The organism is Kribbella sp. NPDC004536 (genome assembly GCF_042873835.1).
Classification (GTDB): Bacteria; Actinomycetota; Actinomycetes; order Propionibacteriales; family Kribbellaceae; genus Kribbella.
In genome coordinates, this window is record NZ_JBIALY010000002.1 from 765,744 (window position 1) to 785,030 (window position 19,287).

Below are 19,287 nucleotides of genomic sequence, written 5' to 3' on the forward strand. Positions count from 1 at the left end.
GGGTGCCAAGAGCGCTTGGCATGCGGCACAGTAAGAGGGTCTTTGGGGAGGAGACATGCCTGCTGAGGAACAGGCGGGGTACCGGCCGCCGCCGGCATTGCCTGACGGGTCAATGCCGACGTACGGCCGTCACACCATGCCGAAGAGTCCGTCGCCACCGTTCGGCTGGGGGCCGAACCTCAACCGTCTCGACAACTTGGGTCGGCACAGCCCACGTGGCGAGAGCCCGCTCCTGGTCGTTGCCTTGATCATCCTGGGTGGCGTCGCGGTGTCGGTACTAGTTGCCGCGCTCTCGGCCCACGCCTGAACGGCTCAGAGCTTCAACTTGAGCGTCGCCGTGGAGCCGTCGCGGTAGGTGACCTGCACGGGTACGCCGGCCCGGTTCGCGTCGAGGAGCTCGTCGCCAGGGAACCAGAGCGCGAACTGCCCTGCATTGACGCTCGCCACGACCTTGCCGTGCGAGGCGCTGGCATAGCTGACCGCGGTGACGTCCTTGCCTGCCAGGCCGGTGATGACCGAGAGGTCGCGGCCGTCGCTCGAACCGGTGCCGAGGGTGACCGGGGACAGTGCGCGGGCCGCCGGAAGGCCCGGTGTGGTTCCGATCGCGCCGAACTGGTCGCGGAACAGGTGCCGGGACTCGTCGGTGATGCAGAGGGCGCCGAAGCCCTGGTGATCCGCGAGCACGACGAGAGTCCACGCGCCGCGACGTTCTGCGATCGCGGTGCTTGCGGTCGCCAACTGCTTCTTGTACTCCGGCCGGGAGTTGTCACGGCAGGCCTTGGATGCGTCGAGTGCGGCCTTTCCGGTCAGCCCGCTCGGCGTCCCGGTCCAGGTGGCGAACGCCTGATCGCCGCCGACAGCCGAGGGAAGGAGGAATACCGCCGCTGTCGCTGCTGCAACCAGGCCCGTGCCGACCGCGACCCGCGGTACCCAGCGCCTGGGGCGACGGGCCGGTGGTGGAACGGGCGAGGTGAGGACGTGGTGGAGCGTGGCTTGGGCTCGCGGGCTCCGGGGGTCGGCCCCGGTGGCCGGGTCGAGAGTTCGGAGGACAGCCAGGTCGTCGAGTGTGGTCATGACGAATGCCTTTCGGGAGTCGGTGCGGGGAGGTGGTCGAGCAACGAGCGGAGCGCCCGGCGTGCGCGGCTGAGACGCAGCCGGAACGCGACGGGGGAGATGCCGAGTACGGTGGCGGCCTGCGGCGCGGTGAGGTCGTCGAGAACCGCGAGCGCAAGCGCCTCCTGATGTACCTCGGTCAGCCGGCCCCATGCCCGGGTGAGGTCGACCTGCCGGGCCACCAGGTCGGCGTCGTCGTCCACTCCGGACCCGAAGGCAGCTGTCGTCTCGGCCAGCCGTACTGCGACTGCGTGTTGCCGCCGCGCCCCGCGATGGGTGTTCAGGATGACGTTGCGCGCAATGCCGAACAACCACGCCCGCGCGTCCGCGGGCCCCTTCGGGATGTCGTCCGGTCGGCGCCAGGCCACCAGGAACGCCTCGGCGACGATGTCTTCGGCTTGCGGCTCAGGTACTCGCCGCTGCGCGAACCGGACCAGATCGGCGTACGTCGCCTCGAACAGCGCGACGAACCGCTCCTCGTGATGGTTGCTCATGGCCCATACCTGTCCGGCACACCGCTCAGTGTGTCGCAGGGTCTAGGTCTGCTCGCGCCGGCTCAGCAGGGTGAAGCCGACGATCGAGACAGCGGTCAGGCAGGCGGGGATGAAGAAGACGTGCGGGAGGCCGATGGCGGCGACGCCGATGCCGCCGATGGTGCCGCCGATCGCGGAGCCGAGTGAGATCGCGCTCAGGAAGATCCCGGACGCGGTGCCGACACCTTCGGGGTAGAGGCGCTGGGCGATCGTCACGCCCAGCGCACCGACGCACGACCACAGCCCGGCCGTGAGGGCCTGGCCGAGGAACAGGCCGGCGACCGAGGTGCTGAGCGCGTACGCGAGGTTGCCGGCGAGTCCCAGTACGGCGCCGGCCGTCATCGCGCGGATCGCGCCGAACCGGTCGGCGACGCGGGCCACCACCGGGAGCAGGGCGAGTTCGATCAGCGGCTGGATCCCGATCACCGCGCCGCGGACCGAGTCCGACACGTGCAGTTGGTCGGCCATGTAGAGCGGGAGGTAGCCGAACTTGATCGTGTCGCCGGTCATCGCGAGTACGCAGACCGCGGTGAACGTCAGCAACGGCAGCATGTGGTCGAGCTGCCGCCGCTCGGTCGAGGTGTCGCGGGCCGGGGCGGCGTACCGCTCGACGCGCTGCCGGCCGAGCGGGAGGAGCTGCGCGAACACGCCGACAGCCGTTGCCACCAGCAACGGCCGGAGCCCGAAGACGCCGCCGAACCAGCTGCCGAACACCGGCCCGAGGATCCAGCCGGTGGTGAACGCCATCCGGATCGTCGCGACCACCCGGTTCTCGGCGCGCGTCGGGTGCCGGGTGAGCTCGTCCCGGCAGGCCGCGAACAGCTGCGCCATCGAGCCACCGGCGACACTCAGCAGCAGCGCGCTGATCGCGAACGGCATCCACACCGCGGTCGAAGCCGCCATCGCGAGCCAGCCGGCCGTCCCGATCAACGCACATACGCGGAACCACAGCAGCCGGTCGTGTGCCCGGTCGGACCAGCGTCCGACCAGGTACCCGGCGAGCGGCGCGGCCAGGTTCGTCACGTAGTACAGACCGGCCACCGGCAACGGCGTGTGGAGTTCGCGGACCATGAACAGCGTCAGCTGCGGCGTCGCCGCCGAGACCCCGACACCGCCGATCAGCAACGACAGGAACGCGGAGCGGTAGAACCGCGAACGGAGAACGATGCCGAGCGCGGACTCCGGCCGGTTGTGCATCGATCCTCCCTGGAAAACGCCTACCCGCAAACGATAGGTGGCTAGGGTTCGGAGCATGAAACTGACTGCCCTACCGGTAGCCGCATCGTGGACGCACGTCGGCTACGAGATCGCGGTCGACCCGGACTGGGGCACCGCGGCGGGGACTCGTGCTGGACTACCCGGGGATCGCGGTCCGCGACCGCTAGCTCCAGATCGACTGGCTGACGGCGACGCCGAGGAAGACACTGCCCAGCCCGGCGACGATGCTGGCGGCGACGTTGGCGACGGCGAGGAACCGCGCCCGGTCCTCGAACAGCCGGATGGTCTCGTAGGAGAAGGTCGAGTACGTCGTGAGCGCTCCGCAGAACCCGGTGCCGACGAACAGCTGGACGTTGTGCGGCAGCGACGTCGACGCTCCGGCGAGGAACCCGAGGATCAGTGAGCCGACCACGTTCACGCTGAACGTTCCCCACGGGAACAGCGAGTCGTGCCGGGACTGGACTGCGCGGTCGGCGAGGTACCGCAGTGGGGCGCCGAGCAGGCCACCGGCGATCACCAGCAGGAGGCGCGTCATCGGCTCCTCCAGGTGATCAGTGCGCGCGTCGCGGTCACGGTCGTACGGACCGCCAGCAGCGCACCGACGACCGTCGCGACCAGATAGAGCAGCGCGGTCCCGGCATGCCGTCCGGAGATCAGTTGCTCGATGTCGACCGCGTACGTCGAGAACGTGGTGAAGCCTCCGAGGACGCCGGTACCGACGAACGGACGGAGCAAGCGCTGCTGGGTGAGTACGTCGGTGACGAGCACCATCAGGATCCCGATCAGGCCGCAGCCGACGATGTTGATCGTCAGCGTGCCGTACGGGAACCCGCCCGGCGGAGTCGGCCAGCCGAGGCCGACGAGGTAACGCGCTGTCGCGCCGATCGCGCCGCCGACCGCGATCACGCCGACGATCACCGGGTCGCGCGTCCGCCGGTCCCGGCCGTCGATGCGCAGGTCGACGTCAGAGTCGACCGCCCCCTTGGGCAAGGGGCTGACGGGCTGCTGCTCCACAGATCCTCCCGGTCACATGCTATGGGAAGACCTGTGGCGTGCTTCAGCTGGACCGGGTGACGCGGACGTGGATGTTCTTCATCAGCGGCTGGTCGCTCTGCGTGCTGTAGTCGGTCGCCGCGATCAGGACGTTCATCTCAGGCATGTACCCGGCGGCGTTCCCGCGCGGCACGTTGTAGCGCAGTGCGCGGTACTGGCGGAGCTCTCGGGTGGAGCCGTCGCGGGCGGTGGCGACGATGTCGACGAGGTCGCCCTGCGCGATACCGCGGGCCTGCATGTCCTGGGCGTTCATCAGGATCAGCGTGCGCAGGTTCTTCACGCCGCGGTAGCGGTCGTCGTCGGAGTAGATCGTGGTGTTCCACTGGTCGTGCGACCGCATGGTCTGCAGGATCAGTACGTCGTCGTCCGCGGGCAGCAGGTCCGGGAGGTCCGCGGTGGAGAACTCGGCGCGGCCGCTCGGCGTGAGGAAGACCAGTTCGCGCGCGGGCTGGCGCAGCCGGAAACCGAGTGGATGCCGTACCCGCCGGTTGAAGTCCTCGAATCCGTCCAGGGCCCTCGACATGATGTCGCGGATCCGGTCGTAGTCCTCGACGTACGACGCCCAGGGGGTCCGGGTCCCGGGCAGCGTCGCCTGCGCGATGCCGGCGATGATGGCGGGCTCGGACAGCAACGCCGGAGACGCTGGACGCTTCCGGCCGCTCGACAGATGGACCATGCTCATCGAGTCCTCGACCGACACCGACTGTGGGCCGGTCGACTGGACGTCCGCCTCGGTCCGGCCGAGACAGGGGAGGATCAGTGCCTGCCGGCCGTGGACGAGGTGGCTGCGGTTCAGCTTGGTGCTGACCTGAACCGTCAGCTCGCACGCCCGCAGACCTTCCGCGGTCGCGACCGTGTCCGGCGCGGCGAGCGCGAAGTTGCCACCCATCCCGACGAACGCCCGCACCGAACCGTCCCGCATCGCCGCGATCGTCCGGACCGTGTCGAGCCCGTGGTGGCGCGGCGGGACGATCTCGCAGGCGGCCTCGAGCCGGTCGAGGAACGTCGTACTCGGCCGGTGGTCGATCCCACAGGTCCGGTTGCCCTGGACGTTGCTGTGCCCGCGGACCGGCGACGGCCCGGCGCCTTCGCGGCCGAGGTTGCCGCGGAGCAGCAGCAGGTTGACGATCTCGCGGACCGTGTCGACGCCGTGCTCGTGCTGCGTGACCCCGAGACACCAGCTGATCAACGTACGGCGGGACCGCGAGTAGATCGTCGCGGCCCGGCGGATGTCGGCCTCGGTCAGCCCGGACTGCTCGACCAGCTCGGCCCAGTCGGTCTGCTCGCAGATCTTCCGGTACGCCGCGAAGCCGTCGGTGTACCGTTCGAGGAAGACTTCGTCGAGGGCCTTCCGGTCGGTCTCCGCCTCCTCGAGGACCGCCTTCGCGATCCCGCGGAGCAGCGCGAGGTCGCCGCCGACCCGGACCTGCAGGTTCAGCGTGCTGGTCGGCGTCGACTTGTTCAGCGCCATGTCCACGAACTCGTGCGGCACGATCGTCCGTCCGGCCGCGGCCTCGACCAGCGGGTTGACGTGCACGATCTGGGCACCGCGCCGGTAGGCGTCCGACAGCGCGGTCAGCATCCGCGGCGCGTTCGACGCCGCGTTCACGCCGACGACGAAGATCGCCTCGGCGGTCTCCCAGTCCTTCAGGTCCGCCGTGCCCTTGCCGGTGCCGAGGGCGGCCTGGAGCGCCCGGCCGGACGCCTCGTGGCACATGTTCGAGCAGTCCGGGAGATTGTTCGTGCCGAACTCCCGGGCGAACAGCTGGTACAGGAACGTCGCCTCGTTGCTGAGCCGGCCCGACGTGTAGAACGCGGCCTGGTCGGGGGAGTCCAGCGCGCGCAGCGCGGTCCCGATCAGGTCGAACGCGGCGGACCAGCTGATCGGTACGTAGCGGTCGGTCGCCGCGTCGTACGCCATCGGCTCGGTCAGCCGGCCGACGTCCTCGAGCGCGAAGTCGGTCCAGCTTTCGAGCTCGGTGACCGTGTGCGCGGCGAAGAACTCCCGGCCGGCGCGTTTCGGGGTCATCTCCCAGACGACGTGCTTGACGCCGTTCTCGCACAGGTCGAGCTTGAGCCCGTCAATGGCGTCCGGCCAGGCGCAGCCGGGGCAGTCGAAGCCGCCGTTCTCGTGGTTCATGCGGAGCATCGCGCGCGGGCCGGACATGACCGCGTGCTCGCGGCCGAGGACCTTGGCCACCGACTTCGCGGCGCCCCACCCCGCGGAGGGGTGGTGATAGTCCTTCTGCGACCAATCAGCATCGCTCATCGTCTCGTGCTCCCTCCGCCTGGGGTTCTAGAGACGAGTCTGCACCCTCCGGGCCGCCACCCTCCGGACGTGGTGGGCCGGAGGGTGGCGTGGTGGGGGGCGTGCGAGTGATCAGCCGCCGTTGAGCACGTCGTACTTCGGGGCGATCCGGAAGTACTGCGGGTCGGAGAAGGTCAGCGGGACCTTGCCCAGGCTCTTGATCACCGTGCTGGTGCCGTTCGCGTGGCTGACGGCGTACAGGTAACCGGACTTGGTGTCGCGGTCGATGCCGAGCAGCAGCGTGCCGTTCGTGCCGCACTTGGTCGCGATCAGCTGCTCGAAGCCCTGCCAGGTGGTGCCCCGGACGACCTTGCTGGAAGGTGCGGCCAGGTACTTCGTCGGCCAGGTGACCGTGACGAGCGAACCGGACCGGGTGTTGGCCAGGAACGTCTCGGTGGTCGCGGTGCGCCCGATCAGCGCGATGCCCTTGACCGTGCTGAGGCCACCGGCACCGGCGGTGCCCCGCCAGCCGGTGCCGTCGAAGGTCCAGCGCATCGTGGTGCCGTCGGTGCGCTGCCCGTACAGCTGGATCCGGGACGGGTTCTGGGCGTCGTGCGGCTGCAGCACTGACTGCTCGATCCAGCGGTAGTTGCCCCAGCCGCCGCCGATCCGGAGGTTGTTGTGCGGGTAGTGCGGGTCGAGCTGGCTCTCGCTGTCGACGGTGAACGTGCTCGAGTACAGCGCGCCGCCCATCACGGTGAGCCCGGTCCGGGTCTCGCCGCCGGCGCCGAGCAGCGTGCCGTTGAACGTGCTGAGGTGCTGGACCTGGTTCGCGCCGAACACGCCGGCGGTGCCCCGGACCCCGCCGACGGTGATCGGCGCGGTGGCGTTGATCATCCGGCTGGTGAACGCGCCGGTCGACGTCACCGAGCCGAGCCGGAGCGCGCAAGCGGTCGCGGTGGTCCCTGTTGTCCCTGCAGTGCTGTTCTGCTGCGCCTGAGCCGTCGCGGCAGACCCGATCCCGACGGCCAGTACGGCGGCCGCGGCCAGTCCTACGGTCTTGCGAATCATGCTGGTGTCCTCCCCTGACGCGGAGGCATCCCCGGCCTCCGTCGTACCGGATTGGAATCCGGGCGTGCCCGAAAAGTTGCCGCCGATCTCAGCTGAATTTCAGGCACTATCGTGGGGTCCTGGAAAGGGGTGCAGATGGCGGTGAAGCCGAAGGTGCTGGCGGCCGGTCCGGCGTTGATCCGGGCGGCCACCGCGGTCACCGAGGAGTACGAGCGGATCAGCTCGGAGCTCGGCCTGACCATGCAGCAGGCCCGGCTGCTGTTCATCCTGCACCGGCAGCCGACGAACATGCTCGGCCTCGGGTCGGCGCTGCGGCTGACCAAGTCGACGATGACCGGAGTGGTCGCCCGGATGGAGGCGGCCGGCCTGGTCGTCCGGGTTCCGGACGAGGCCGACCGGCGCAACTTCGTGGTTACCCCGACCGAGCGCGGCGCGCAGGTGGCCGAGGAGTTCGAGCGGCTGCTGCGGACCGAGGTACGCCGGATGCTCGCGGTGCTCGAGCCGGCCGAGCGGGACACGCTCGCCGTGCTGCTGACCGCGGTGATCGCCGGCCACGAGGACTAACAGTACGAGTTTCGGACTGATTCGGCCGAACCCCTGGCCATCGCCCGGGCCGTCCGCTACCTTCGAATTAGTACGAGATGCGTACCGATTGCGGAGGTGTTCCGATGGCTTCGATCGATGTCCAGCCGGTGGCGGTCGGCCGCCGGACACTAGTGCTGTTCGCCGCCGCGCTGGTCGCGGCCGGTCTCAACTACCTGGTCGCGCAGGGTGTGGTCGCGCTCGGCGCCGACGCCGGCTTCGCGCCGCTGACCCCACAGGTGTTCGTCCCGCTCACGCTCATCGGGACCGCGGCCGGTTACGCCGGCTGGACGGCGGTCGTCCGGCGTTCCGCCCGCCCGGCCGTGGTGTTGCGGGTGCTCGTCCCAGCCGTACTTTTGCTGTCCATGATTCCGGATTTGTTGCTGATGGCCACCAAGTTCATCCCGTCGGCGTCAGTGACCGGCGTCGCGGGCCTGATGCTGATGCACGTGGTGGTGACCGCGGTCGCCGTACCGGCGTACCAGTTCACGCGTCGGGTCTGAGCGACGCGAACAGGTCGTCGAGCGGTGCGCCCGGGGTGCGGCCGTGTTCGACGTACCACTCCCGCCCGAGCATGGAGCGGAACAGCCGGCGTGGGAGTTTGAGCAGTAACGACAGCGTGCGTGCGCCTTCGTCGGAGCTTGCCTGGCTGGCATGCGCCGCGAAGGACGCACGCTTCTGTTCGGCGTAGCGGCGTACGTCGACCCGATGCGTGATCGCGTCGCGGTCGGCGTAGGCATGGTCGTACGACGCCGCGGTGACCCCGGGCAGTACGCCGGGGATCGCCTCGACGATCCGGATCAGCCGGCGGATCAGCCGCCGGTCGATCGTTGCCTCCAGCACCAACCGGGTGCCGGCCGCGGCCGCGGCGTACGTACCGACGATGTGGACCTGGCGATGGTCCGGATGCCCGTACCCGCCCGCCGGGTCGTAAATGGTCAGCGCGTCCGCCTGCTCTTCCCGCAGCAGCTCGATCAACGGCCTCGCGGCCTCCTCGACCGGGAGCGTACTGAAGCCGCCGTCGGTCGGCGGCCCCGACGACCCCGAGTCCTTGAACCCGAACCGGACCACCCGCGCACAGCCGAGCGCGGCCGCGGACTGCTCGAGCTCGTCCCGGCGCACCGCGGCCAGTCCGGCTCCGGAACGGTACGGCGAAGCGGCCGCCCCCGCCTCGCCGTCCGTGGCGACCGCGAGCACGACGCGATGTCCCTCCGCGGCGAGCCGCGCCAGAGTGCCGCCCATCAGCAGGGCCTCGTCGTCCGGATGCGCGTGGAACGCGACCAGGGTGTAGGACCCCGCCATCGGACGAGCATGTCACGCCGCTCGCGGCCGGGCTAGTTGCTCTCAGCACCCTCTCAGCGTCGGAGCGACAGGCTGTGCCTGATGAACGAGCGAGAACGGCGTGCGGGATGGCAACGGCGGCTGCTGACCTCCGTCCTGAGTGCGTTGGTAACGGGGGCCCTCGTGGTGTTCCTGCCACGAGCGGTCGGGTCGACCTGGCGCGAGGTCGGGAACGTACTCGAACGGGTGTCGGTCGGCTCGCTGGTGCTGCTCGCGGTCGTCTGGATCGCCGGGCTGTGGGCGCATTCGTTCGTGCTCGCGGCGTCCCTGCCCGGGCTGACCAAGCGCCGCGGGCTGACGCTGAGCCTGACCGGCAGCGCGGTGGCAAACGTTCTCCCGCTCGGCGGCGCGGTCGGTACGGCGCTGAACTTCACGATGGTGCGCCGCTGGGGCTTCACCCGGCGCGCGTTCGGCGGATTCCTCGCCGTGACGACGCTGCTGAACGTGGCGTCGAAGCTCGGCGTGATCGCGGTCGCGCTCGGCCTGACGCCGATCCTGCACAGCGCGGCGGCCTTCGGCAAGGGGAGTCTGCTCTTCCTCCCGGTACCGGCCGCCGTCCTGCTCGGGGTGTGGATCCTCGCCGACGAGCGGGTCGCCGAGACCATCGGCCGCCGGCTGGACCAGGTGTTGCGCCGGTCCCGCCTGCAGGAACGGCTTCCCCGGTTCCGGCGGACGGCCCTGCACCTGATGCGCACCGGCTGGCGGCCGATGACCGGCGGGATGGTCGCGTACCTCGCGCTGCAGCTCACCCTGCTCTGGCTGTGCTTCCAGGTCCTGCACGTCCCGCTCGGCCTGGCGGTGCTGTTCACGGCGCTCGCGGTGGAGCGGTTGCTGACCCTCGTACCGATCACGCCTGGCAGCGCGGGCGTCGTCGAGATCGGGACGTCGGCGGCGCTCGTCGCGCTCGGTGGGGACCCGGCCGGCGTGGCGGCGGGGTTGTTGTTGTTCCGCGGGTTCACGTTCCTGATGGAGATTCCGGTCGGCGGGGTCCTGCTCGCGATCTGGACCTCGCTGCAGCGCCGTTCGGCCGGTGGTCCGGAGGCGGTGGCGGCGTGAGGATCGCGCTGGTCAGCGACGTCTACCTGCCGCAGCTCGGCGGGATCGAGTTGCAGGTCCACGATCTCGCCGTACAGCTGATCCGCGCGGGCCACGACGTCACGGTCTACACGCTGTCCGAAGGACCTTCGGACGACGTTCCGGTGGTGCGCCTGCCTTCGACGGCGGGCTTCCCGGTCCGGGCGGCCGTGGATCGGTTGCGCGGGGAGTTGACCTCGTACGACATCGTGCACGCGCACTCGTCGATCGTGTCGCCGTTGGCCTGGCGGGCGGCCCGGCTGGCGCGGGCGGCCATCGTCACCGTGCATTCGTTGCCCGGGCCGACGATGCCGTGGCCGTTGGCCCAGCTCGACCGGTACGTCGGCGACGTCGGGTGGACCGCGGTGAGCGCGGCGGTCGCCTCCGTGATGCGGCGGTCGCTGCCGGGGCGAGTGGTCGACGTTCTGCACAACGGAGTGGATCGGGCGGCGTGGCGACCGGCTGCGCGGCAGCCGCATCCGTTGACGATCGTCAGCACGATGCGACTCGCCCGGCGGAAGCGGCCGCTGGCGTTGCTCGACACGCTCGCGGCGATTCGCGCGATGGTTCCATCCGGGATTCGGCTCCGCGGCGTGATCGCCGGATCGGGGCCGCGGGAGCGGGCGCTGGAGTCCCGGCGGCGCGACCTGGCGCCGTGGGTGGAGCTGCCGGGGCGGTTGACCCGGTTCGAGCTGCGGGAGTTGTACGCGTCCGCCGATGTGTACCTGGCGCCGGCGGAGCTGGAGTCGTTCGGCGTCGCGGCGCTCGAGGCACGCTGTGCCGGGTTGCCGGTGGTGGCGATGTCGACCGGTGGGGTGGGTGAGTTCATCAGGAACGGCGTCGAGGGGTTCCTGGTCGACACCGACGCGGAGATGGCACGTACGACGGCGGCGCTGTTGACGCAGCCCGCCGTACTCGATCGGCTGCAGGTGCACAACCGGCACACGACACCTCGGATGACGTGGGAGCGAGTGGTGGCGCAGCATGTTGCCGCGTACCAGGCTCAGCTTGTCCTCAGGGAGCGGGCTCTAGCGTCGGCATCATGAGGCGGAGCTGGGTCGAGCAGGTGATGGGGATGCCCGTCAGCGTGCTCGCCCGGGGTTCGTCCGCGGGGTCGGATGCGGCCGACACGGCAGTACAGGCGCTGTTCACCTCGTTGCGCGAGGTCGACCGCGTGTTCTCCCCGTACAAACCGGACAGCGATGTGAGCAGGCTGGGGCGCGGCGAGATCGGGTGGGACGACGTCTCCCCGGACGTGAAGGACGTGCGCGAGCGGTGCGCCGCGGCGGGGGAGCTGACCGACGGGTTGTTCTCCGCCGAGCTGCCCGACGGCGGGTGGGATCCGTCCGGACTGGTCAAGGGCTGGGCGGTCGAACGCGCGGCCGAGCTGTTGCGTTCCGTCGACGGGCTCGACTGGTGCTTGAACGCGGGTGGCGACGTACTGGTCGTCTGCCCGAGTGCGGAGCCGTTCACGGTCGGGATCCAGGACCCGCGGGATCCCGGGCGGGTGGTCGCCGCCCTGGCGCGGCAATCGGGAGCGGTGGCGACGAGCGGTACGGCGGCGCGGGGCGCGCATCTGTACGATCCGCGAACCGGGCGGGCGGTGCGGAGCCGGTGGTTGTCGGTGTCGGTGAGTGGGGCGTCGCTGGAGTACGCCGACATCCTCGCGACGGTGGCGTTCGTCGCCGGTGACGAGTGGCCCGCGGTCCTGCCGCCGGGGTACGAAGGACTCGGTGTCCTTGCCGACGGCCACCTTCATGCGACGGCGGGCTGGGGAACGGGATGAGCCCGCGGGTCCTGCTGATCGAGGACGACACCGACCTGGCCGGGATGCTCACCCGGGTGCTCGGCGACGAGGGGTACGCCGTCCAGCGGGCGGCCGACGGTCATACCGGGTTGCATCTCGCGCTGACCCGCCCGTTCGACGCGATGATCGTGGACCGTGGACTGCCGGCCGTCGAGGGCCTGGACCTGATCGCCCGGCTGCGCAGCCGTGGGGTCGGTACGCCGATCCTGGTGCTGTCGGCCCGGAACAGCACGGAGGACCGGGTCGACGGGCTGGACGCCGGTGCCGAGGACTACCTGACGAAACCGTTCGAGCTGACCGAGCTGCTCGCTCGGGTCCGGGCGCTGCTGAGGCGGCACCTCGACCAGGCGGTGCAACTCGCCGTACCCGGAGGACTGCTGGACCTCGCGAGCCGGACGGTGCAGCAGGCTGCAGGTGGGCGGGTGGAACTGTCGGAGCGCGAGGCGGACCTGCTCGGACTGCTCGCGGCCCGGCCCGGGGTGGTGTTCAGCCGGGCCGACCTGCTCGACCGCGTCTTCGACGACGCGGAGTCGGAGACTGTCGTCGACACGTACGTGCACTATTGCCGAAGGAAGCTCGGGCAGGGCGTGATCAGCACGGTGCGCGGGCTCGGCTACCGGCTGGGCGGCACATGAGCGGACGTCCGATCGGCGACGAGGTGCTGGTCCGGCGCGCCGCGCGTGGAGTCGCCGTCCAGGCCGCGGCGCTGGTGGCGGCCGCGATGCTGCTGCTGATCGCGCTCGTCACGGTCGTGATGGTGCGCGGGCAGGCCGGTGCGGAGGACGACCTGCTGCGGTCCGCGATCGCCACCGCGGACGACGTCGGCGATCCGCCGGCCGGGACCTGGCTGGTGATGGGAGGGTCGGCCTCTCCTGGTCTTCCGGACGACCTGAAGGCCGACCTCGCGGCGCTCCGCACCGACGCCGTGGTGAAGGTCGACGTGACCACGATCGAGGACGACGACGGCGCGTACCGGATCGCGACCGGTCTGGTGAAGGGCCGGCCGGTGCAGGCTGTCCTCGACCTGGCATCCGCACGCAAGGAACGGGTGCGGATGCTGCAGGCGATGGGGTTGGCGGCTGTCCTGGCGCTGATACTCGCCGGGCTGCTGGGCGTACTGATCGGGCGGCGCGCCGTACGGCCGTTGGCGCAGGCGTTGACGCTGCAGCGTGCCTTCGTGGCGAACGCGGGGCATGAGCTGCGGACGCCGTTGACGTTGCTGAGCACGCGGGCACAGTTGCTCGGGCGGGCGCTGCACCGCGACGGGGCGAGCGAGCAGGTGATCGACGACGCGGACGGTGTGATCCGAGACACGCGGCGATTGACCGGGATCGTCGACGATCTGCTGGCGGCGGCCGATCCTCGGCGGTCGGAGGCGCACGAACCGGTCGACCTGGTGAGCCTGGCGCACGAGGTGGCCGATGCGGCGAGCGCGCACGCCGAACAGGTCGGCGTACGGCTGCTGCCGGCCGCCGATCGCGACAGCGCTCCCGCGCTCGGGTCGGTGACCGCGATCCGGCGGGCGGCGATCGCTCTGGTGGACAACGCCATCGACCACACGCCACGCGGGGGAGAGGTACGCATCACCGTACGCCGGCACCGCCGGGACGTGATCCTGTCGGTCAGCGATACCGGGCCGGGCCTGGCGCCTGAGGCAGCCCAGCGGGTGTTGCGGCGGTTCGACTCCGGTGGACAGCGCCGGGGTCGCGCACACTACGGCCTGGGCCTGGCGCTGGCGCATGACGTCGCCAACCGCCTGGGCGGGCAACTCCGCCTGGTCCCCGGCGACGTGGGCGCGACGTTCGAACTCGTCCTCCCTGCGCTCCCAGAAACAACTAAGAATCCGCAGGCATCGTCGGATGCATGACGTCCCGCGGAGCAGCTCCGGTGACGGCGGTCGCCCCGGGTGACCGCCGCCGCCCGCATCTCAGGCGGCGTCTGCGTAACACACCCATTTGGTGGCGGGATCTCATCGGTGTCCTGTGCTGGGGAAGCGTGCTTGTGGTCGTTGCGCTCTGGGTTTCGGGGCGTGGTGTGCAGAGTTTGGCGAACGGCCCGGCTGACCTGATCACGTCCCTCGGCCGTTTGTGTGGGTTGGTGGCGGCTGATCTGCTGCTCGTGCAGGTCTTCCTGATGGCGCGGGTTCCGATGATCGAGCGCAGCTACGGGCAGGACGAGTTGGCGCGGCGGCATCGGCTGGTGGGCTTCTGGTCGTTCAACCTGCTGCTCGTACACATCGTGCTGATCCTGGTCGGCTACACGCTGCGCGATCACAACGACCTGGTGCACGAGACGTGGACGGTGGTGACGACGTACGGCGGCATGTTGCTCGCGACCGCCGCGGCCATCGCGCTGACCGTCGTCGTGGTCACCTCGGTGCGCGCCGCACGGAAGGTCCTGCGGTACGAGTCGTGGCACCTGCTGCATCTGTATGCGTACGTCGGTGTCGGGCTTTCGGTGCCGCACGAGATCTGGACCGGTGCGGATTTCACCACCTCCCACGTGGCCCGGCTGTACTGGTGGACCGCGTACGGTGTCGCCGCCGGCGCGATCGTGTTGTACCGGCTGTTGCTCCCTGCGTGGCGTACGTTGCGGCACGGGCTGACCGTGCGTGAGGTGATCCACGAGGCGCCCGGTGTCGTCACCGTCGTCCTCGGTGGTCGCGGGCTGCACCGGTTGCCCGTACGGGCCGGGCAGTACTTCGTCTTCCGCTTCCTCGACGGCCCGGGCTGGTCGCGCGGCAACCCGTACTCGCTGTCGGCCTCACCGTCGCCCGACCGGCTCCGCGTCACCGCGAAGGCGGCCGGCGACGGGAGCAGCCGGCTCGCGTGGTTGCGCCCTGGAACCCGCGTCGTGGTCGAGGGGCCGTACGGGCGGCTGACCGCCGAGCGGCGCGTCACCGAACGGGTCGCGATGTTTGCCTGCGGCATCGGAATCACGCCACTGCGCGCGCTGCTCGAGGAGCTCGAGTACGAGCCGGGGAACGCGGTCCTCGTCTATCGCGCGCACAGCGCGGACGATCTCGTGTTCCGGGACGAGCTGGAGCAGCTCGCCCGCCGGCGGGGGATCGCGGTGCACTACTTGCTCGGTCCGCGGTTGCGGCGCCGCGTCTCTTGGCTGCCGGACGGGGCGGCGGCATGGTCGGACGAGTATGCCGTACGACGGCTGGTTCCTGGGGTCTCCGAGTACGACGTGTATGTGTGCGGGCCGGACAGCTGGATGGACGCGGTCGCGAAGGCGGTCCTCGCGGTCGGGCTGCCGGCGAACCAGTTGCACCAGGAACGGTTCTCATGGTGAGAGGAGAAGCTGCGTGAGGCGCGGACTCAGGTTGTTGATGACGGTGGTGACAACCGCGGTGGTCGCGGTGGCGTTCCGTGCCAGCACGCACCCGAACACTGTCGCCGGTCCAGCCGTCGTGGTCACCTCCGAGAGACCGACTCCCAGGCCAACAACACGCCCGGCTCGTAAACCGACAACTCCGTCCAGGTCGACCCGCCGAACGGCAGCGCCAGTTGCCGATGCTGTTGTGGCAGGACCTGTCGTGGACACACAGTACGGACCCGTGCAGGTGCAGATCACCGTACGCGGCGGGCGGATCGTCGACGCGCACGCGGTGCAGCATCCGAGCGGTGACGGGCAGACCGATCGGATCAACGGGTACGCCGTACCGCAGCTCAACCACGAAGCCATCGCGGCGCAGAACGCCCACATCGACACCGTTTCCGGGGCGACGTTCACGTCCGGCGGCTACCGGCAGTCGCTGCAGTCCGCGCTCGACGCCGCGCATCTCCGCCGATGACGCGGCTGCGGCGCAACCTCGTCGTCGGCGGGAGTACCGGCGTACTGCTCCTGTTGCTGTTCCTTTATCCGACGAGTACGAACCGGGTGGATCATCCCGCGGCGGCCGCTGCGGCACCGGGTGTGGTGCATTCCGGTACCGGCGACGTGACGGTGAACGGTACGTCGGAAGGTACGCGCTACGGACCTGTGCAGGTCCGGATCACTCTCCGCGCGAACCGGCTGGTCGCGGTCGACGCGCTCGTCTACCCGTCGTCCGGTGGTCGCGACCGGGAGATCAGTTCGTTCGCGCTGCCACAGCTCCGGCAGGAAGCGCTTGCCGCGCAGGGCGCGCACATCGATACGGTGTCGGGGGCAACGTTCACCTCGGACGGCTACCGCCGTTCCTTGCAGTCGGCCTTGGACGCCGCGCACTTCCGTGCCTCACGCTGAACTAAGGTGCCAGTCGGGACTGGTACGTGTGGCGGACAGGGAAGCGGCTTCCGATGGTGATGGCATGGCGGTTCGGCGCCGTTGGCGTGGACGCCGTCATGGCGGTGATCCAGGACCCGTCGACGTTCGCGGACTGGATGGCCGGTGTACCACCTCAAGTCCGCGCGAGCCCCAACTGGCCGCAGAAGGGCAGCGTCGTCCAGCGGTACGACGGCCAGGAACCGCGCATGCGGCACGCGCAGAACCGGCACCTGACAGTCGCCCTGGTCGAACGCTGGCGCCCCGAGGACGAACTCATCCTGCGGCTGCGCAGCGGCCTCGGTGGATGGGTCCGGATCTGGATCTCGGTGCACGCACGCCCAGGCGGCGCGATCATCGAGGTCCGCGCCGAGCCCCTCAGCGCAACAGCCCGCCTGCGCTTCTCCAGCAGCTCCCGCAACGCCGAAGAACGCTGCGCCCAAGTAGCCGAACGCCTCATCGAACTCGCCACTACGGAGCCGGTCGAAGAGGACTAGATCGCTTGCTGTGCAGGGGTTTCCGACCTTGACATGCCTGAGGCGGCCGTGGAGGGCTCCACGACCGCCTCGGTCACCGCCTGCGATCAGCCCTGGCTGTCCGGGATGTCGTCGTTCTGGCCGTCCAGGTTGTCGAGCTGGTCTTTGGCCACGCCGACACCCTTGTCGATCTGGTCGCCGTACTTGCCGCCGGTCTTCTCGTCGACGAAGTCGCCGGCCTTGTCCAGACCCTCGCCGACCTTGTCACCGTGCCCGTCGACCAGGTCAGACGCCTTGTCCTTCAGACTTTCCGCAGCGTCCTTGAGGTTGTCGAAAACACCCATGATCCAAATCCCCGTTCAGTTTCCGTAGTTGTTGTCGTCGTCGCCGGAGCCGTAGCTGTTCCCGGAGTCCTCGCGCTGACCGTAGTCGCCACCGTTCGAGTCGTTGTCCGACCCGTAGCTGCTGCCACCGTCGTTGGAGTCGTTGTCCGAGCCGTAGCTGCTACCCGAGTCCTCGCGCTGACCGTAGTCGCTGTCGCCACCACGGTCACTGTCGTTGCCGCGGTCGTTGTCGTTGTTGCCGTAAGAGTCCTGACCGGATTCCCCTCCGCTGGAATCCTGGCCGTACTCCTCCCGACCACCCTGCTCGCCGTACTGGCTCTCGTTGCGTTGGTCTTCGTCGTACGAGTTGCTCATGCGATATCTCCCCGTGAGATATGAGGTGTTCCGGATGGGACCCGCCCTTTCCTACCGGAAGGTAGGAGACGGCGCAAGCTCTTCTGTCCCGTGTTTCGCACGCCTTCACGAACCGGCCACCCGCGTACTCAGCGCCCTCTCAGGCGGTCCGCCGGGAACGCCTTCCGTTGCTCGACGTACGCCGATCCTTCGACGCGGCCAACGGTTCCTTGAGGTCCTGCAGCAGCTCGACCTGCCCCGACAGCATGCCGGTCAGGATCGACCGCGCCACCCGCAACAGTTCCGCGACCTCGGGACTGGTGAGGGAGTAGATCACCGTCGCCCCGTCCTTGCGGCTCGAGGCCAGCCCGGACCGGCGCAGGACGGCGAGTTGCTGCGACAGGCTCGTCGGCTCGATCCCCACGTCGGTGAGGATCTCGGCGACCGAGTGATCGCGTTCGCTGAGCAGTTCCAGCACCCGGATCCGCGCCGGATGGCCGAGTGTCTTGAAGAACTCGGCCTTGACCCGGTACAGCGGCGTACTCACGCCTCCACAATAGTGGTCGGCTAGAGGTCCTTGAGTATTCGGCGCAGCCTGTTGGTGGCGCGGAACTGGAGTTGTTTGATCGCGCCGTCGGTACGGTCCATCGCAGTGGCTGTCTCGCTGATCGACAGCCCCGCGAAGAACCGGAGCAACAGACACTCTCGCTGGTCGTCCGGCAGCCGGGTCATGGCGCCGCGCAGCGACGCCTCGCCGACCGACGCGAGTGCGGCCTGTTCGGGTCCGATCGACTCGTCGACCTGCGGGTCGACCTCGTCGGTGACGATCGCCAGCCGGCTCCAGCCGGAGCGGTGGTGGTCGATCACCACGTTCCTCGCGATCGTGACCAGCCAGGCCGCGAAGTTCAGCTGTGCCCGCGGCCGGCGGGCGATCGCGCGGAACGCCCGCAGGAACGTCTCGCTGGTCAGGTCCTCGGCCGCACTGCGGGACGAGGTCTTGCTGTAGGTGTAGCGGTAGATCGACGGCAGGTACCGATCGTAGAGCTGCCCGAAGGCGGCTCCGTCGCCCGACTGTGCGAGCCTGATCAGCTCCTGTTCGTCGTCCTCCTTGGTCTGGACGGCATTGATGTGCATGCGCTTCCCAAGCCCCGTTCTCAGTCAGCTACGCGTTGAACATCACGAAAAGATTACTTGAAGGTTGCCCACCGTGTCACCACCCTTCCGCTGAGTACTCACGGACGGGTGCCGTAGTTGGTTTGTTGCGGGCAGTGCAAGATGGCCGAATGGATCTGACCCTCGCCACGTCCTACGACGCCTCTCCGGAGGAAGTCTTCGCGATGATCACCGACGTCACCTTCCAGGAGCAGGTGTTCGAGCGGTTGCGGGCGCGGTCGTACGACGTGACGGTGGCGGACAAGGGCGAGGACGTCGCGGTGCAGGTCCACTGGCAGGTCGCGGACGTACCGGTCGTCGCGCGCAGGTTCGTCGGGCCGCGGCTCGACCTGGCGCAGTCGAAGCTGTGGCACCGGGCCGGCGCCGACGGTGCGCGCGAGGCGGACGTGGACGGCGGCGTGACCGGCGCTCCCGGCGTCACCGGCGCGTCGGTGAAGGTCACCGGCACGACCCGCATCCGGCCGGCCGGCCGCGGTACGACCCAGGCGTTCGACCTGCGGATCACCGCCTCGGTCCCGGTCGTCCGCGGCACCCTCGAACAACTCGTCGCCGACGCCGTCCGGGCCCGCCTCGAGAACAAGTTCGAGGTCGCCTCCCGCTGGCTGTCCGGCTCCCTCTGACGGCGCTGCCGCAGCTCCGCGCTGAACGTGTCGATCAGGTGCCGCGATCACGA

The 19,287-nt window shown here is 69.7% G+C and carries 25 protein-coding genes; 13 read left to right on the forward strand and 12 right to left on the reverse strand.

Annotation, left to right across the window (positions count from 1 at the left end):
• The first annotated feature begins 55 nt into the window (after positions 1–55).
• Complete coding sequence (locus ACFYRU_RS18405) at positions 56–307, forward strand: hypothetical protein (protein ID WP_387660007.1); 252 nt, start codon at positions 56–58, stop codon at positions 305–307.
• A gap of 5 nt (positions 308–312) precedes the next feature.
• Here ACFYRU_RS18405 and ACFYRU_RS18410 read toward each other — a convergent pair whose 3' ends face one another.
• From ACFYRU_RS18410 to ACFYRU_RS18440, 7 genes are all read right to left on the reverse strand, one after another.
• Positions 313–1,074, reverse strand: a complete 762-nt coding sequence (locus ACFYRU_RS18410; RefSeq protein WP_387660010.1) for a hypothetical protein — start codon at positions 1,072–1,074, stop codon at positions 313–315.
• Positions 1,071–1,607 carry an RNA polymerase sigma factor gene (locus tag ACFYRU_RS18415; RefSeq protein WP_387660013.1) on the reverse strand — a complete coding sequence of 179 codons (537 nt, stop codon included), beginning with the start codon at positions 1,605–1,607 and terminating at the stop codon, positions 1,071–1,073. Before ACFYRU_RS18415 ends, ACFYRU_RS18410 begins: the two co-directional genes overlap by 4 nt.
• A gap of 42 nt (positions 1,608–1,649) precedes the next feature.
• Positions 1,650–2,843, reverse strand: a complete 1,194-nt coding sequence (locus tag ACFYRU_RS18420; protein WP_387660015.1) for an MFS transporter — start codon at positions 2,841–2,843, stop codon at positions 1,650–1,652.
• Between the two features lie 184 nt (positions 2,844–3,027).
• The gene (crcB, locus tag ACFYRU_RS18425) at positions 3,028–3,399 is read right to left on the reverse strand and encodes a fluoride efflux transporter CrcB (RefSeq protein WP_387660018.1); all 372 of its coding nucleotides are present in this window, start codon (positions 3,397–3,399) and stop codon (positions 3,028–3,030) included.
• On the reverse strand, positions 3,396–3,878 hold the full coding sequence (crcB, locus tag ACFYRU_RS18430) for a fluoride efflux transporter CrcB (protein ID WP_387660021.1): 483 nt from the start codon (positions 3,876–3,878) through the stop codon (positions 3,396–3,398). Before crcB (ACFYRU_RS18430) ends, crcB (ACFYRU_RS18425) begins: the two co-directional genes overlap by 4 nt.
• A gap of 43 nt (positions 3,879–3,921) precedes the next feature.
• Positions 3,922–6,186 carry an FdhF/YdeP family oxidoreductase gene (locus ACFYRU_RS18435; RefSeq protein ID WP_387660024.1) on the reverse strand — a complete coding sequence of 755 codons (2,265 nt, stop codon included), beginning with the start codon at positions 6,184–6,186 and terminating at the stop codon, positions 3,922–3,924.
• A 111-nt stretch (positions 6,187–6,297) separates the two neighbouring features.
• Positions 6,298–7,236: a hypothetical protein gene (locus ACFYRU_RS18440; protein ID WP_387660027.1), complete on the reverse strand. Its 939-nt coding sequence runs from the start codon at positions 7,234–7,236 to the stop codon at positions 6,298–6,300.
• A 135-nt stretch (positions 7,237–7,371) separates the two neighbouring features.
• On the opposite strand from ACFYRU_RS18440, the gene ACFYRU_RS18445 reads away from it, so the two are divergent.
• A complete protein-coding gene (locus ACFYRU_RS18445; protein ID WP_387660030.1) occupies positions 7,372–7,800 on the forward strand; it encodes a MarR family winged helix-turn-helix transcriptional regulator in 429 nt (142 codons plus the stop codon).
• Between the two features lie 104 nt (positions 7,801–7,904).
• Entirely contained in the window at positions 7,905–8,321 is a 417-nt protein-coding gene (locus tag ACFYRU_RS18450; protein ID WP_387660033.1) for a DUF6069 family protein, read from the forward strand.
• On the opposite strand, the gene ACFYRU_RS18455 is transcribed toward ACFYRU_RS18450, so the two are convergent.
• Positions 8,305–9,120, reverse strand: a complete 816-nt coding sequence (locus ACFYRU_RS18455) for a PIG-L deacetylase family protein (protein WP_387660035.1) — start codon at positions 9,118–9,120, stop codon at positions 8,305–8,307. The two genes, ACFYRU_RS18450 and ACFYRU_RS18455, sit on opposite strands and share 17 nt — an antisense overlap.
• 81 nt (positions 9,121–9,201) lie before the next feature.
• Here ACFYRU_RS18455 and ACFYRU_RS18460 point away from each other — a divergent pair, with 81 nt between their 5' ends.
• From ACFYRU_RS18460 to ACFYRU_RS18500, 9 genes are all read left to right on the forward strand, one after another.
• Entirely contained in the window at positions 9,202–10,215 is a 1,014-nt protein-coding gene (locus ACFYRU_RS18460) for a YbhN family protein (protein ID WP_387660038.1), read from the forward strand.
• Entirely contained in the window at positions 10,212–11,279 is a 1,068-nt protein-coding gene (locus ACFYRU_RS18465; RefSeq protein WP_387660040.1) for a glycosyltransferase family 4 protein, read from the forward strand. Before ACFYRU_RS18460 ends, ACFYRU_RS18465 begins: the two co-directional genes overlap by 4 nt.
• Positions 11,276–12,019 carry an FAD:protein FMN transferase gene (locus ACFYRU_RS18470; protein WP_387660043.1) on the forward strand — a complete coding sequence of 248 codons (744 nt, stop codon included), beginning with the start codon at positions 11,276–11,278 and terminating at the stop codon, positions 12,017–12,019. The genes ACFYRU_RS18465 and ACFYRU_RS18470 overlap by 4 nt, the downstream gene beginning before the upstream one ends.
• Positions 12,016–12,675: a response regulator transcription factor gene (locus ACFYRU_RS18475; protein WP_387660045.1), complete on the forward strand. Its 660-nt coding sequence runs from the start codon at positions 12,016–12,018 to the stop codon at positions 12,673–12,675. Before ACFYRU_RS18470 ends, ACFYRU_RS18475 begins: the two co-directional genes overlap by 4 nt.
• The gene (locus ACFYRU_RS18480) at positions 12,672–13,907 is read left to right on the forward strand and encodes a sensor histidine kinase (RefSeq protein WP_387660048.1); all 1,236 of its coding nucleotides are present in this window, start codon (positions 12,672–12,674) and stop codon (positions 13,905–13,907) included. Before ACFYRU_RS18475 ends, ACFYRU_RS18480 begins: the two co-directional genes overlap by 4 nt.
• 230 nt (positions 13,908–14,137) lie before the next feature.
• A complete protein-coding gene (locus ACFYRU_RS18485; protein ID WP_387660050.1) occupies positions 14,138–15,337 on the forward strand; it encodes a ferric reductase-like transmembrane domain-containing protein in 1,200 nt (399 codons plus the stop codon).
• 244 nt (positions 15,338–15,581) lie between these two features.
• Positions 15,582–15,839 carry an FMN-binding protein gene (locus ACFYRU_RS18490; protein WP_387660052.1) on the forward strand — a complete coding sequence of 86 codons (258 nt, stop codon included), beginning with the start codon at positions 15,582–15,584 and terminating at the stop codon, positions 15,837–15,839.
• Positions 15,836–16,270: an FMN-binding protein gene (locus ACFYRU_RS18495; protein ID WP_387660055.1), complete on the forward strand. Its 435-nt coding sequence runs from the start codon at positions 15,836–15,838 to the stop codon at positions 16,268–16,270. The genes ACFYRU_RS18490 and ACFYRU_RS18495 overlap by 4 nt, the downstream gene beginning before the upstream one ends.
• Positions 16,271–16,323: 53 nt before the next feature.
• On the forward strand, positions 16,324–16,785 hold the full coding sequence (locus ACFYRU_RS18500; protein ID WP_387660058.1) for a hypothetical protein: 462 nt from the start codon (positions 16,324–16,326) through the stop codon (positions 16,783–16,785).
• Between the two features lie 86 nt (positions 16,786–16,871).
• On the opposite strand, the gene ACFYRU_RS18505 is transcribed toward ACFYRU_RS18500, so the two are convergent.
• The 4 genes from ACFYRU_RS18505 to ACFYRU_RS18520 all read right to left on the reverse strand — a co-directional run bounded on the left by ACFYRU_RS18505 (position 16,872) and on the right by ACFYRU_RS18520 (position 18,575).
• Positions 16,872–17,108: an antitoxin gene (locus ACFYRU_RS18505; protein ID WP_387660060.1), complete on the reverse strand. Its 237-nt coding sequence runs from the start codon at positions 17,106–17,108 to the stop codon at positions 16,872–16,874.
• A 15-nt stretch (positions 17,109–17,123) separates the two neighbouring features.
• Complete coding sequence (locus ACFYRU_RS18510) at positions 17,124–17,462, reverse strand: hypothetical protein (protein ID WP_387660063.1); 339 nt, start codon at positions 17,460–17,462, stop codon at positions 17,124–17,126.
• A gap of 139 nt (positions 17,463–17,601) precedes the next feature.
• Positions 17,602–17,988, reverse strand: coding sequence for an ArsR/SmtB family transcription factor (locus ACFYRU_RS18515; RefSeq protein WP_387660065.1), 387 nt, complete (start codon positions 17,986–17,988; stop codon positions 17,602–17,604).
• Positions 17,989–18,008: 20 nt separating this feature from the next.
• Positions 18,009–18,575, reverse strand: coding sequence for an RNA polymerase sigma factor (locus ACFYRU_RS18520; RefSeq protein ID WP_387660068.1), 567 nt, complete (start codon positions 18,573–18,575; stop codon positions 18,009–18,011).
• A gap of 149 nt (positions 18,576–18,724) precedes the next feature.
• Here ACFYRU_RS18520 and ACFYRU_RS18525 point away from each other — a divergent pair, with 149 nt between their 5' ends.
• On the forward strand, positions 18,725–19,234 hold the full coding sequence (locus ACFYRU_RS18525; protein ID WP_387660071.1) for a DUF2505 domain-containing protein: 510 nt from the start codon (positions 18,725–18,727) through the stop codon (positions 19,232–19,234).
• Positions 19,235–19,287: the final 53 nt, after the last annotated feature.